At 66.2% G+C, this 12,382-nt stretch carries 15 protein-coding genes and 2 tRNA genes; 3 read left to right on the top strand and 14 right to left on the bottom strand.

The genetic code is table 11. From position 1 onward, the window contains the following. Positions 1-44 precede the first annotated feature (44 nt). Positions 45-1,037, top strand: coding sequence for a DedA family protein/thiosulfate sulfurtransferase GlpE (locus ACCQ09_RS12475; RefSeq protein ID WP_040941424.1), 993 nt, complete (start codon positions 45-47; stop codon positions 1,035-1,037). 65 nt (positions 1,038-1,102) lie between these two features. Here the strand turns inward: ACCQ09_RS12475 and ACCQ09_RS12470 are convergent. The 9 genes from ACCQ09_RS12470 to ACCQ09_RS12430 form a co-directional block, all read right to left on the bottom strand. Further along, positions 1,103-1,179: transfer RNA gene (locus tag ACCQ09_RS12470), tRNA-Arg, on the bottom strand. A gap of 96 nt (positions 1,180-1,275) precedes the next feature. Further along, positions 1,276-1,352 (bottom strand) — tRNA-Arg (locus ACCQ09_RS12465). Between the two features lie 68 nt (positions 1,353-1,420). Continuing rightward, positions 1,421-2,272 carry an alpha/beta hydrolase family protein gene (locus tag ACCQ09_RS12460; RefSeq protein WP_011036908.1) on the bottom strand — a complete coding sequence of 284 codons (852 nt, stop codon included), beginning with the start codon at positions 2,270-2,272 and terminating at the stop codon, positions 1,421-1,423. After that, positions 2,263-3,078: a bifunctional hydroxymethylpyrimidine kinase/phosphomethylpyrimidine kinase gene (thiD, locus tag ACCQ09_RS12455; protein ID WP_040941423.1), complete on the bottom strand. Its 816-nt coding sequence runs from the start codon at positions 3,076-3,078 to the stop codon at positions 2,263-2,265. The genes ACCQ09_RS12460 and thiD overlap by 10 nt, the downstream gene beginning before the upstream one ends. 66 nt (positions 3,079-3,144) lie before the next feature. Beyond that, positions 3,145-3,624 (bottom strand): hypothetical protein, encoded by a 480-nt coding sequence (locus ACCQ09_RS12450; protein WP_040941422.1) that lies wholly within the window; start codon positions 3,622-3,624, stop codon positions 3,145-3,147. Then, on the bottom strand, positions 3,624-5,021 hold the full coding sequence (locus tag ACCQ09_RS12445; protein WP_011036911.1) for a PhoH family protein: 1,398 nt from the start codon (positions 5,019-5,021) through the stop codon (positions 3,624-3,626). The genes ACCQ09_RS12450 and ACCQ09_RS12445 overlap by 1 nt, the downstream gene beginning before the upstream one ends. Before the next feature lie 82 nt (positions 5,022-5,103). Next, complete coding sequence (locus ACCQ09_RS12440; RefSeq protein WP_011036912.1) at positions 5,104-5,586, bottom strand: peroxiredoxin; 483 nt, start codon at positions 5,584-5,586, stop codon at positions 5,104-5,106. A 38-nt stretch (positions 5,587-5,624) separates the two neighbouring features. Beyond that, positions 5,625-5,975, bottom strand: a complete 351-nt coding sequence (locus ACCQ09_RS12435; RefSeq protein ID WP_016945239.1) for a ribonuclease E inhibitor RraB — start codon at positions 5,973-5,975, stop codon at positions 5,625-5,627. Positions 5,976-5,988: 13 nt separating this feature from the next. Further along, on the bottom strand, positions 5,989-6,615 hold the full coding sequence (locus ACCQ09_RS12430; RefSeq protein WP_011036914.1) for a glycine cleavage system transcriptional repressor: 627 nt from the start codon (positions 6,613-6,615) through the stop codon (positions 5,989-5,991). Between the two features lie 92 nt (positions 6,616-6,707). Between ACCQ09_RS12430 and dapA the strand changes: the two genes are divergently transcribed. Further along, positions 6,708-7,616 carry a 4-hydroxy-tetrahydrodipicolinate synthase gene (gene dapA, locus ACCQ09_RS12425; protein ID WP_228427889.1) on the top strand — a complete coding sequence of 303 codons (909 nt, stop codon included), beginning with the start codon at positions 6,708-6,710 and terminating at the stop codon, positions 7,614-7,616. 16 nt (positions 7,617-7,632) lie between these two features. Further along, the gene (locus tag ACCQ09_RS12420; protein ID WP_012438549.1) at positions 7,633-8,151 is read left to right on the top strand and encodes a hypothetical protein; all 519 of its coding nucleotides are present in this window, start codon (positions 7,633-7,635) and stop codon (positions 8,149-8,151) included. A 76-nt stretch (positions 8,152-8,227) separates the two neighbouring features. On the opposite strand, the gene fdxA is transcribed toward ACCQ09_RS12420, so the two are convergent. The 5 genes from fdxA to ACCQ09_RS12395 all read right to left on the bottom strand — a co-directional run bounded on the left by fdxA (position 8,228) and on the right by ACCQ09_RS12395 (position 12,332). Then, positions 8,228-8,551, bottom strand: a complete 324-nt coding sequence (gene fdxA, locus ACCQ09_RS12415; protein ID WP_011036917.1) for a ferredoxin FdxA — start codon at positions 8,549-8,551, stop codon at positions 8,228-8,230. 217 nt (positions 8,552-8,768) lie between these two features. After that, on the bottom strand, positions 8,769-9,647 hold the full coding sequence (locus ACCQ09_RS12410; protein WP_040941420.1) for a 2-dehydro-3-deoxygalactonokinase: 879 nt from the start codon (positions 9,645-9,647) through the stop codon (positions 8,769-8,771). Further along, positions 9,644-10,555 carry an SMP-30/gluconolactonase/LRE family protein gene (locus tag ACCQ09_RS12405; protein WP_011036919.1) on the bottom strand — a complete coding sequence of 304 codons (912 nt, stop codon included), beginning with the start codon at positions 10,553-10,555 and terminating at the stop codon, positions 9,644-9,646. The genes ACCQ09_RS12410 and ACCQ09_RS12405 overlap by 4 nt, the downstream gene beginning before the upstream one ends. Then, on the bottom strand, positions 10,549-11,697 hold the full coding sequence (gene dgoD, locus ACCQ09_RS12400; protein WP_011036920.1) for a galactonate dehydratase: 1,149 nt from the start codon (positions 11,695-11,697) through the stop codon (positions 10,549-10,551). Before dgoD ends, ACCQ09_RS12405 begins: the two co-directional genes overlap by 7 nt. Next, positions 11,694-12,332: a 2-dehydro-3-deoxy-6-phosphogalactonate aldolase gene (locus tag ACCQ09_RS12395; RefSeq protein WP_011036921.1), complete on the bottom strand. Its 639-nt coding sequence runs from the start codon at positions 12,330-12,332 to the stop codon at positions 11,694-11,696. The genes dgoD and ACCQ09_RS12395 overlap by 4 nt, the downstream gene beginning before the upstream one ends. Positions 12,333-12,382: the final 50 nt, after the last annotated feature.

The raw sequence follows: 12,382 nt of genomic DNA, 5'->3' as shown, positions 1-12,382 counted from the left end.
CGATAGGCGGATAATGGCCGCTCGCCGTCGCGCCAGGGTGCCGCATGCAAGGCTTGATCGAACAGTACGGATTGGCGCTGGTGTTCGCCAACGTGCTGGCGTTGTCGCTCGGTCTGCCGGTGCCGGCCATGCCGACCCTGGTGCTGGTGGGCGCCGGCTATGCCTTGCATGGCGGCAGCGCCGCGTGGAGTGCCGCGCTGGCAGCGCTCGCTGTTTCGGTATTCGCCAGCGTGCTGGGCGATCTGGTCTGGTATCTGGCCGGGCGCCGTTTCGGCAATCGCACCTTGCAGTCGCTGTGCCGGCTGTCGCTGTCGCGCGATACCTGCATGAAGAAGACCGAGCGTTTTTTCGGGCGCTGGGGCGTACGCGTGCTGGCGGTGGCCAAGTTCGTGCCTGGCCTGTCGATGGTATCGGTGCCGATGGCGGGCGCGATGCAGGTGCGGCCAGGAGCATTCCTGCGCTACGACGCGTTTGGCGCGTTGCTGTGGGCAGCGGTGGGGCTTGGGTTGGGCGCGCTGTTCGCCGATCAGGTGCAGGACGTGCTGCACTTTCTCTCCACGCTGGGCTCGGGCGCCGTGCTGGTGGTGGCGTTGCTGTTGGCCGGTTATGTCGGCTGGCGCTGGTGGCGCCGCCATACGCTGCTGCGCTCGCTGGAGACCGCGCGCATTGCGGTCGAAGAACTGGTGCCGATGCTCGCCGCCGACGAAGCGATGCGGCCGGCGGTGCTGGATATCCGCGCGCAGGGCTTTCGCGATCTGCAGCCGTACACGATTCCCGGTGCGGTGTTTGCCGATGAGCGCGAGCTGGCGCAGATTCTGGCAACGGTGCCGCGCGATCGCAGCGTGGTGATCTATTGCGCCTGCCCGGATGAAGTGTCCTCCGCCTGGTTGGCTGGGCGCTTGCGCGAGCGCGGGTATCGCGATGTGCGTCCGCTACTGGGTGGGCTGGATGCCTGGCGCGATGCGGGGCATCCGGTGGTGTCACTGGTGCCATTGGCCATGCTTGCGCCGACCGGCGAAGCGGGCGCACTGGCCTGACGCACGGTCCGCTGGATCTGATGGGCAAAAAAAAACGACCAGCAAGCTGGTCGTTTTTCCAAGAATGGTGCGCCCGGAGAGATTCGAACTCCCGACCGCCTGGTTCGTAGCCAGATACTCTATCCAACTGAGCTACGGGCGCATGTCTTGTTTGAGTGGTGCAGATCCGCCGCAATGCGATCGAACCTTTGTAACTAAAAAGACAGCGGTTGAAGGCTGTCTTATGTTGTTCTGAAGATGGTGCGCCCGGAGAGATTCGAACTCCCGACCGCCTGGTTCGTAGCCAGGTACTCTATCCAACTGAGCTACGGGCGCCTCGTCAGGAGCGGAATTATGCGGATGCCTGACGCGTGCGTCAATCCCTTTGTGACGATCCCGTGGCGCTATCGATCGTGCAGCGACGTGCGTAACGCAGCGGCGACCGCGATGGGTGCGCGCATCCACGCGAAATGGTCGCTGCGCATGCCCAGCGCTGCGTCGTCGAGCAGGCGCAGCGTCGTGGGCGCCTGCGGCATCTTGGCGCAAAGCGCGTGCAGCGCTGTAGCGGGGCCGAAGCGGTCGCGTGCGAACACCACACCGTCGACCGGGCAGGTGACACTGGCCAGTGCCTGCTCCAGATCCCACGGTGCGCCCGCAGCGCGGTAGCGATTGCTGCGGCCGACGCGCGCCCAGTCGGCGATCAGGCTGCGCGCTTCGGTCCCCGCAAAGCCGAGCCGCCGCCCGTGCAGCACGCCTTGCACACGTGCCAGCCATGGCAGGAACCGGTACGCCAACGGCAGCCCATAACGCAGCGGTGACGGAAAGTTGCGCCAGTACGGCGAGCCGCTGGCGACCAGCCACAGGCGCGCCGCATTGCCCGGATGCAACGCGGCATGGCAGCAGGCCAGTTGCCCACCCAGGCTGTGGCCGCCCAGCAGCCGCGGCAGCGGCGGTGACTGCGCAGCGACAATGGCCTGGCTGGCCGGCAGATCATGTTCAAGCAGGGTGCGAAACCCCCAATCGTGGTGACGCGATGCACGCAAGGTGCTGCTGCCGTTGCCACGCCATTCGTGCACGAAGACCGCAATGCCGCGCTCGGCCAATGCCTGCGCGAATGGCGCGTAGTGCCGGGCCGCCACGCCCAATGCAGGTAACCACAACAGGCTGGCGATCGGCTGCGCAGGCGCGTAGTGCAGCAGCTGCCAGCCGTGCCCATCCGCCGCGATGGCCGTGTGTGCGGCGTTGATCAATCCCATGCGTGCGGCGCGGCACCAAAGTGATCCAGCACCACCACATCGCTCTGGCCCGGACGCTGGCCATTGGCAATTGCACGGGCCACATAATCGATCGCGGCCTCGCAGGCGTTGAGCAACGACAGGCCCTGACACAACTGCGCGGCAATGGCGGCAGAGAGGGTGCAGCCGGTGCCGTGTGTGTCCAGTTCCAGGCGCGGATGTATGAAGATCTCCTGCGCAACGCCGTCGTCGAACCGATCGATCACGCGCGTGCCTTCGCGCAAATGCCCGCCCTTGAGCAACACGGCGTTGGCGCCCAGCTCCAGCAAGGCGGCGGTTGCATGGTCGGCGGCATCGGGGGTGTCGATACGGCGGCCGGTGAGTAATTCGGCCTCGGGCGTATTGGGCGTGATCAAGTTCGCCAGCGGCAACAGGCGAGTGCGCAGTGCGTCCAACGCGGCGTCTTCGAGCAAACGCGCACCGCTGGTGGCCACCATCACCGGGTCGAGCACCACGAATGGCGGGCGGTACTGTTCGAGCAGGTCGGCCACGCAGTGGATGACCTCGGCGTTGGCCAGCATGCCGAGCTTGACCGCCTGGATCTGGAAATCGGCAAAGCAGGCATCGATCTGGGCGCGCAGGAATGCCAGCGGCGGCACATGCACGGCGGTGACACCACGGGTGTGTTGCGCGGTCAGTGCGGTAATGGCGGACAGGCCGTGCACGCGATGCGCGGCGAAGGTCTTCAGGTCGGCCTGGATGCCGGCACCACCGCCGGAATCCGAACCGGCGATGGTCAATGCGGACAGCGTGCTGGGCGTGGTCATGTGGCGATTCTGCACTGCCGCGGCGCGGCTGTGCAGACTCCCTTTAACGCCTTGGGTCGTGGTCGATCAGGCGCCGCCGTTGATGGCGATTTCCGAGAACGCGCCAGTTTGCGGGTCGTACAACGCGCCCCAGAAGGCAGCGCCGCCATCACAGGCACCCACTGCGGTCGTGGCCGGTTTCAGTGATGGGCTGTCGGGCAGCTTGAACGCGTTGATGTAGATCAGCTCACGCCCATCGACGACCACGCCCACGTATTGCCGGTCGAAGTCGCGCGGCTCGGCGATGGTGGGGGTGAGTGCGTCCTGGCGTGATTCGAGTAGTTCGATCTGCTGATGCGTCGGCGCCCAGTAGCCGGTGATCCTGCCCGGTTGGCGTGCCGGGCTGTCGCGCGAGCAGGTGTCCAGCACCTGATCGGCGATGGTCTGCCGCGTGATCACCCACGACTGGCCGCTTTTCAGGTTGGTCGGCACGCTGGCCGGCTGCGTGGTTGCGCAGCCAGCCAGGGTGAGCAACGTCAGCGCCGCAGCGCTGCGCAGCGTGGGCATCACAGCACCTCCGAAGCGAAGTCGGCCAGCCGCGAACGCTCGCCGCGCCGCAGCGTGATGTGCGCGCTATGCGGCCAGGCCTTGAAGCGATCCACCGCGTAGGTGAGGCCCGAGGTGGTTTCGGTGAGGTAGGGCGTGTCGATCTGTTCGACATTGCCCAGGCACACGATCTTGGTGCCGGGGCCGGCACGGGTGATCAGCGTCTTCATCTGCTTGGGCGTGAGGTTTTGCGCTTCATCCAGGATCAGATAACGCGACAGGAACGTGCGCCCGCGCATGAAGTTCATCGAGCGGATCTTGATGCGGCTGGCGAGCAGGTCATTGGTGGCTGCGCGGCCCCATGAGCCGCCGTCCTGGTTGTGGGTGAGCACTTCCAGATTGTCGGTGAGCGCACCCATCCACGGGGTCATCTTTTCTTCTTCGGTGCCGGGCAGGAAGCCGATGTCTTCGCCCACGCTCACCGTCGCGCGGGTCATGATGATCTCGCGGTAACGCTGCTGGTCCATCGTCTGCGCCAGGCCCGCGGCCAGCGCGAGCAGCGTCTTGCCGGTGCCGGCGGTGCCGAGCAGGGTGACGAAATCGATCTCCGGGTCCATCAGCGCATTGAGTGCAAAGTTCTGCTCGCGGTTGCGCGCGGCAATGCCCCAGACCGCATGCTGGGTATGGCGGAAATCATCCACCAGGCACAGTGTGGCCTTGCCGCCGCCGACCTTGGCCACGCGCAGTTCCACTTCGTCTTCGCCCGGCAGATACAGATACTGATTGGGATACCAGTCTTCGTCGTCGGCCAGCACGATCTCGTAATGGGTGCGTCCGCGCTCGTTCCAGCTGCGCAGGTCTTCGTTGTGTTTTTGCCAGAAGTCTTCCGGCAACTCGATCGCGCCGGTGAACAGCAGGCTGAAATCGTCCAGCGCGCGATCGTTCTGGTAGTCCTCGGCAACCAGGCCGCTGATGTAGGCCTTGATGCGCAGGTTGATGTCCTTGGACACCAGGATCACCGGCACATCGGGGTTCTCTTCGCGCAGCGCCAGCACCGAGGCGAGGATCTTGTTGTCGGGCAGCATCGCGCCGAAGGTGCGGCCCGGCTCGATCGGGTGGATCTGGAAATACAGCCGCCCGATCGCGGCCTGGCCCTTGAGCTGGATGCCCTGCGGATGACTCAGCAGGATGCCGGCCTGGATCTGCTCGGCGTTGGTGTTTTCCAGCAATTCGTCCAGGAAGCGGCTGACCTGGCGCGCGTTGCGGCTGACTTCGGAGGTGCCCTTCTTGGCGTTGTCGAGTTCTTCGATCACCTGCATCGGCAGGAAGACATCGTGTTCTTCGAATTTGAACAGCGCGGTGGGATCGTGCATCAGCACGTTGGTGTCCAGCACGTAGATGCGCTTGCCTCGGGTCATTGGGTCTTCCAAGTGATGGAGCAGGGGCGAGCCATCGCGCCTGCGCAGGCAGGGTGATGGAGGACGCGGGAAACGAGGGGACTCACTGTTTGGCGTGCGCCTTCAACGCGGCCAGCACCGCATCGGCATGGCCGGCGACCTTGACCTTGCGCCAGGCCTGCACGACCTGCCCCTCGGGCGACAGCAGGAAGGTGCTGCGCTCGATGCCGAGCACCTGCTTGCCGTACATGTTCTTTTCCTTGATCACGTCGAAGGCGCGGCACAGTGCTTCATCGCCATCGCTGACCAGCGGAAATGCAAACCCCTGCTTGGCGCAGAAGTTGTCGTGCGACTTCACCGAATCGCGCGAGACGCCCAGGATCTTGGCGCCGGCCTTGTCGAATTCCGGCAGCAGCGCGTTGAAGTCCAGGCCTTCGGTGGTGCAGCCGGGCGTGCTGTCCTTGGGGTAGAAGTAGATCACCAGCCAGTGGCCGGCATGGGCACGCAAGGTGGTCTGGGTGCCGCCGGACAGCGACAGCGGCAGATCGAAGGTTGCAGCGGGCAGTTCCAGTACAGCGTCGGTCATCGTTGCTCAGCCTGAAGGGGAGAGGCGGTCGGTGCCGATCAGGCCGGCCCGACGTCCATCCCATCATAAGCAGCCACATGGAAACGTTTGGCGAGTGCATCGAACGCGGCATTGCGCTGATTCAGCGTTTCCAGGGTGTGGTGTTCCAGTTTGTCCACATGCAGGAAGTACGACTCTTCGTCGTCACCATCGTCCTCATCGCGTTCGCCGAGAAAGATATCGATGACGCGGTAGCCGTCCTTGGTCAGTTGCTCGGCCAGCTGCTGCAGCGGTTGCTGCGCCGGATCGGCAAAGAAGTATTCCCAGCGCAACGGGCCGTCCAGGTTCCAGTCGGTTTCCGAGCGGATGTGGTCGAACATCTGTTTCAGCGCGGACATCGCGATGGCCATGCGAACTCCTGTCTTAAAACTTCATCGGGTCCATGATCGCGTCGAGATTGAGGTGATCACAGAATTCCAGGAAATCATCGCGCAAGGCAGCGATGTGCATGTTGGCCGGCACGCCGATGGTCACCTGCGCAGAGAACATCTCCGCACCGGTCTGCATCGCGCGGTAACGGGTGCTCTGCAGGTTCTCGATGGTGATGCCCTGGCGGTCGAAGAAATCGGCAAGCTGGAACAGGATGCCGGGCTTGTCGGCGGCGATCACCTCGACGATGTACGGCAGCAGATTGGATTGCGCCTGCTTGGGGCCGGTGCGGTACCACACCAGCTTCAGGCCTTCTTCGCGTTCGAGCCGCGTCAGCATGGCTTCGAGCTTGGCAACCGAGTCCCAGGAGCCGGTGGCCAGCGCGGTGACCGAGACATCGCGCCCCACGGTGGCCAGGCGGGCGTCCACGAGATTGCAGCCGCTGTCGGCGATGCGGCGGGTGACGGGCAACAGGGGGGACTCCGGATGCGTCGTGTAGGCGTTGATCAGGAGGTGATTTTCGGTCGGCGAAGGCCGGGGAGTCGAGTCAGTCAAAGGGGCTTCCGGCATTGCATCAGGCTGAATGGCCGCCCGGGCAGGCGCCCTGGCGGTGACCAGCATACTTGCCCGTGCTTTCGCGCCGCAAGTAACATGCAGGCGGCCACAACCCGCGTGCGCGCGGGCCTTTCCTGTCACGTAAGAGCAGCAGAATCTTGTCCCTTTCCGGCATCATCACCGCGCTGGCGACCCCTTTCGGGCCGGACGGCGCACTCGACCTGGATGCCTGGCGGCGGCTGCTGGAGCAGCAGTTGCACGGCGGTGTCCAGGGAATCGTGGTTGCCGGCTCGACCGGCGAAGCGGCGGCACTGAGCGACGACGAGTACGACACGCTAGTGCGTGCGGCCGTGGCACAGGTGGCCGGTCGTGTGCCGGTACTGGCTGGCACCGGGCTCTCCGGTACCGCAAAAACCATCGCGCAGACCCGCCGTGCCGCCACGCTGGGCGCGCAGTACGCGCTGGTGGTGACGCCGCCTTACGTGCGGCCCACCCAGGCCGGCCTGCTGGCGCACTTCCAGGCGGTTGCCGACAACGGCGGCCTGCCGGTGTTGCTGTACAACGTGCCGGGCCGTACCGGCTGCGACCTGCTGCCGGAAACGGTCGCCGCGCTGGTGAGCCACCCGAACATCGTCGGCATCAAGGAAGCGCGCAGCGAACCGGAGCGGGTTGCCGCGCTGGTGGCCATGCGCAGCGACAGCTTCGTGGTGCTCAGCGGTGACGACGGCAGCGCCGCCCAGTCAATGCTGGCCGGCGCCGACGGCCTGGTGTCGGTGGCGTCCAACGCGCTGCCGTCGGCCTACCGCCGGCTCTGCGATCTGGCCCGCACCGGCCAGCACGAGGCCGCCAACGCCTGGGACACGCGTCTGAGCGAGTACCACAGCTTCTGCGGCGTCGAATCCAATCCCATCCCCGTCAAGGCGCTGCTGCAGCGCGCCGGGATCGGCCACGGCCTGCGCTTGCCGTTGCTGCCACTTTCCGCGGCCCATCAGCCGGCCGCCGACCGCCTTGCCGCCAACGCAATTGCGTTGGAAGCGCTTTCCAGCCGCGAAATGCTCGCGGCCTGACCCAGGAGATCTATCGATGCGTCATTCCGTTTCCCCCGTCCGCGTGCTCTCGCTCGCGTTGCTGGCGACCGCCACCGTCGCCGCCACGAGCGGCTGCAGCTGGTTCCACAAGGGCGCGCGCGGCGACTATGCGCTGGCCCCGGAGGCACGTCCGCTGGAAGTGCCGCCGGATCTGAACCTGCCCGACACCTCCGGTGCCATGAAGGTGCCGACGCTGGCGTCCACCACCCAGCAGAACGCCAATACCCCGCCGTCGGCCAGCGCCAACAGCGGCTTTACCGTGCCCGGCGAGCGCGATGCGGTGTTTGCCAAGGTGGGCGACGCGCTGGCCGATATCCCGGGCCTGACCATCGCCAGCAAGGCGCAGATGCTGGGCTCCTACGACGTCACCTACGAGGGCGCCAGCTTCCTGGTGCGTGTGGTCAAGGTCGAAGCCGGTAGTTACGTCTCGGCGGTTGATCCGCGCGGCATGCCTGCCACTGCGGCGGCGCCGGTGGCGTTGATCGCCTCGCTGAAGGGCAAGCTGGGCGGCTGAGGCCGGTTGGCAGTGCAGACAGCAAAACGGGCGCCCAGGGCGCCCGTTCTGTATTTGCGGCCGGCGGCGCGGCGGATCAGCGCTGCAGCAGCGGCAATTTGTCCGGCTTGCCGTCCCACTCGGCGGCGTCGGGAAGCGGCTCCTGGCGCACTGTCAGCACCGGCCAGGCCTTGGCCAGCTCGGCGTTGAGGGCAACGAAGGCTTCCTGTCCCGCCGGCACGTCGTCTTCGGGATAGATCGCGTTGGCCGGGCATTCGGGCTCGCACAGGGTGCAATCGATGCACTCATCCGGGTCGATGACCAGAAAGTTCGGGCCTGCGTGGAAGCAATCCACCGGACAGACTTCGACGCAGTCGGTGTATTTGCACTTGATGCAGTTTTCGGTGACAACAAAAGGCATGGCAACTTCCGGCGTTAAGCCGCGCAATTCTAAAGCAGTCGCGTGGTGGGTGTGCGGGTGAGGCGTGATCTTGCAGTGATTTGGCAGTGCGGGGGCGGTTGGCGGTGCTGCCGCCTCGCGCTTGGCCGGCGCTCGGGGCGCGGGCATTAGGACGAACGCGCGCTGGTGGCCCGCGGCCGGTGCCTTCTCGCCTCACTGCGAGAAGGCGTTGCCCAGGTCAGGCGAGGCCGCGCTGTTGGGCGAGCGCGAACAGGCCGGCGGCGGCGAGGTCTTCCGGGTGCAGCTGGCAAGTCACGTCCAGGTGCTGTAACGCCAGGGCGTAGCGCTGGGCCAGGGCGGGGCTGCCGACCAGGTGCACTGCGCGGTGGTCGCCGCGGTGGTCGCGCAGTTCGTGGCCAATCAGCAGGCCCGAGAGGTAGGACGGCAGTGCCTGAGCGGGCAGGCGCTCGAACAGCCCCAAGGTGCGGGTGCCGAACAGGTGATGGCTCAGCCCGCCGGGCTCGGCGCTGCGCGTCACCCCCTGCAGGAAGGCGCCCTCATCCAGGCTGCCGCCGTCGTCCTGCATCAGCTTGCCCAGGATGCTGTGCTGGCGGAGCAGGGCATACAGCTCGCCGGTCATGACGGTGGCAAAGTCGGTGAGCTGGCCGTGCGCCAGGCGGGCCCATTTGCTGTGGGTGCCGGGCAGGCAGGCGATGTGTTCGCCGTCGCCAAGCGCGGCGAGCAGGCCCACCAATTGGGTTTCTTCGCCGCGCATCACATCCGGGGTGCCGTCGCGTTCGCCGACGCTGACGCCGGGCACGAACCACAGCGTGCGGCCGGGGAGCAGGTCGTCGTAGCGCTGCATTGCCTGGGCCAGCGCCGCGGTGTCGGCCGGGCAGGGCAGGTAGGCCTGTTCCACCCAGCCATTGCGGCTGCCGATCATGCCCGACAGCAGTACCGGGCCGTCCCAGCCGGTGATCAGCGCTTCCAGCACCGCGTTGAAGCGGCCCTGGCAGGCCAGGATGCCGTCGGCGCCGCGGCGGTGGTCGCGCACCTGGCCATCGGGCCCGAGCAGATAACCGCGCAGGCTGCTGGTGCCCCAATCAATCGCGATCATGCGCTGGTCACCCGGCTTTCGGGCAGGCCGCGCACCGGCAGGTCGCAGAGGTACAGGCCGCCGGCCTGCGGGGTCTGTGCCAGCTCGGCATCGCTATGGTCCAGGCGCGAGCTGATCACGTGCAGACGGTCCAGTGCGGCACCGCCGAAGGCACTGCAGGTGGGGTGCTTGACCGGCATCTGCACGATGCGCTCCACGCTGCCGTCCGGGCGATACCGCACCACGCGCCAGGCGCGCCATTGCGCGTTCCACAGGTGGCCGGCGTTGTCGATGATGGAGCCATCCGGCTCGGCGTCGTCGCGATCCAGGGTGGTGAACACGCGCGTGTTGCTGGTTTGCGCGGTGTCCGGGTCGTAATCGCAGCGCAGGATCTGCGGGCGCACCGAATCGCAGTAGTACAGCGTGCGGCCATCCGGGCTGAAGCAGATCGAGTTGGGAATGGACACGCCCGGCAACGGCAGACGACGCAGCCCGTGGCGCAGCGAGAACTGGTACATCGCCCCGCGCCCGGCCTTGTCTTCGTGCTCGTCCATGGTGCCGAACACGAAGTTGCCATGGCGATCGGCGCGGCCGTCATTGCTGCGCGTGAGCGGGTTGTCGGCTTCGACATCGGCCAGATGGTCGAGCGGCAGCGTGTCGCCGTCGGCATTGTCCGGGTCGGCGATGCAGATGGCCTTGGCCAGCGCGATCAGCAGGCGGCCATCGTCCATCAGGCCGATGCAGCCCGGGCGGTCGGGCAGTGTCCAGAAGCGCGTCTGCGCGCTGCCCGGATGATGCCGCCACAGGCGTTTTTCGCTGATGTCCACCCAATACAGCGCTTCACGCTGCTCGCACCACAGCACGCCTTCGCCATGCGTGCAGCGGCTGTCGACGGCCAGGACGGCGGTGTAGTCGGCGGTGCTCACCATTCGGCGATGCTGCCGTCGGCGTGACGCCACACCGGGTTGCGCCAGTCCGGCGGATTTTCGTTTGCGCGCTTGAGCATGTCTTCGTTGATCTCCACACCGAGCCCGGGCTTGGGCAGTGCGGCAATGCTGCCATCCACACAGTGAAAATCTTCTTTGTTGATGACGTAATCGAGCAGGTCGGCGCCTTCGTTGTAGTGGATGCCGATGCTCTGTTCCTGCAGCACGGCATTGTGCGAAACGAAGTCCACGTGCAGGCAGGCAGCCAGCGCGATCGGGCCGAGCGGGCAGTGTGGTGCGAAGCCCACATCGTAGGCTTCGGCCATGGCGGCGATCTTGACGCACTCGGTGATGCCACCGGCATGCGACAGGTCCGGCTGCACCATGCCGATGCCGCCGGCGCACAGCACGTTCTTGAACTCGAAGCGCGAGAACATGCGCTCGCCGGCAGCCAACGGAATGCAGGTGCTCGCGGCCAGGCGCGGGTAGTACTCGGCCTGTTCGGCCAGCACCGGTTCTTCGACGAACAGCGGCTTGAACGGTTCGAGCTCGCGCAGCAGCGCCTTGGCCATCGGCGCGCCGACGCGGCCGTGGAAGTCGATGCCGAAATCGATGCTATTGCCGAAGGTCTCGCGGATTTCGGCCACCTTGACCACTGCCGCATCGACCGCACGCGCGCTGTCGATCAGCTTCATTTCTTCGGTGCCGTTGAACTTGAAGGTGTCAAAGCCCAGCGCACGGTAATCGTTGATCTGCGCGATGATTGCGCCCGGGCGGTCGCCGCCGACCCAGCGGTAGGTCTTCATGCGATCACGCACCAGCCCGCCCAGCAGCTCGTACACCGGCACGCCAAGCGCCTTGCCCTTGATGTCCCACAGCGCCTGGTCGATGCCGGCGATGGCGCTCATCAAAATAGCGCCGCCTCGGTAAAAGCCGGCGCGGTACATGGTCTGCCACAGGTCATTGATGCGGGCCGGATCCTTGCCGACCACGTAGCCGGCCAGCTCGTGCACGGCCGCTTCCACGCTGCGCGCACGGCCTTCGATGACCGGCTCGCCCCAGCCGGTGATGCCCTCGTCGGTTTCGACCTTGAGGAACAACCAGCGCGGTGCGGCGTGGTAGGTGGTGAGGCGGGTGATCTTCATCCTTGCAGTTCCTGGTAAGCCTGCACAAAGGCGCGTGCATGCGTCTGGGTTGTTTCGAGGGATTGGCCGGGTTTGTACAGTTCGCCGCCGATGCCGGCGCCGGCGGCGCCCTGCGCCATGAAGCCGGCCAGGGTCTGCGGGCTCACTCCGCCGACCACGTAAACCGGCACGTGGGTCGGCAGCACCGAGCGCAAGGCGCGCACATGCGCCGCGCCATAGGTGGCCGCGGGGAACAGCTTGAGGATCTGCGCGCCGGCGTCGATGGCATCGAAGGCTTCGCTGGCGGTGGCAAAGCCGGCCACCACGGTCAGCCCGCGCGACACCGCATGGCGGATCAGCGAAGGCTTGGTATTGGGGGTGACGATGAAACGCGCGCCGATCCCGGCCAGCGTGTCGACGTCTTCGTTGCGCAGCACGGTGCCGGCGCCGATCCAGGCGCGCGCGCCGTAGCGCTGCTGCGCCAGGGCAATGCTCTCGGCCCAGCGTGGCGAGTTGAGCGGGATCTCGATCGCGTCGAATCCGGCGTCGATCAAGGCACCGACATGCGCCAGCGTGTCTTCCGGGGTGATGCCACGCAGGATGGCGACCAGCGGCAGGGCGAACGGGTTGAACACGGGGGTGGTGGATGCAGTCATCGGGTTACTCGCACTAGAGCGGAATACAGCCATCGACGGCCAGGCGGCCC

Origin of the sequence: Xanthomonas sp. NCPPB 2586, from assembly GCF_041475775.2 — a bacterium.
In the GTDB taxonomy this organism is placed as follows: domain Bacteria; phylum Pseudomonadota; class Gammaproteobacteria; order Xanthomonadales; family Xanthomonadaceae; genus Xanthomonas; species Xanthomonas campestris.
Note: the sequence above shows the minus strand (reverse complement) of the source record. Positions and strands in the feature narration are given on the sequence as shown.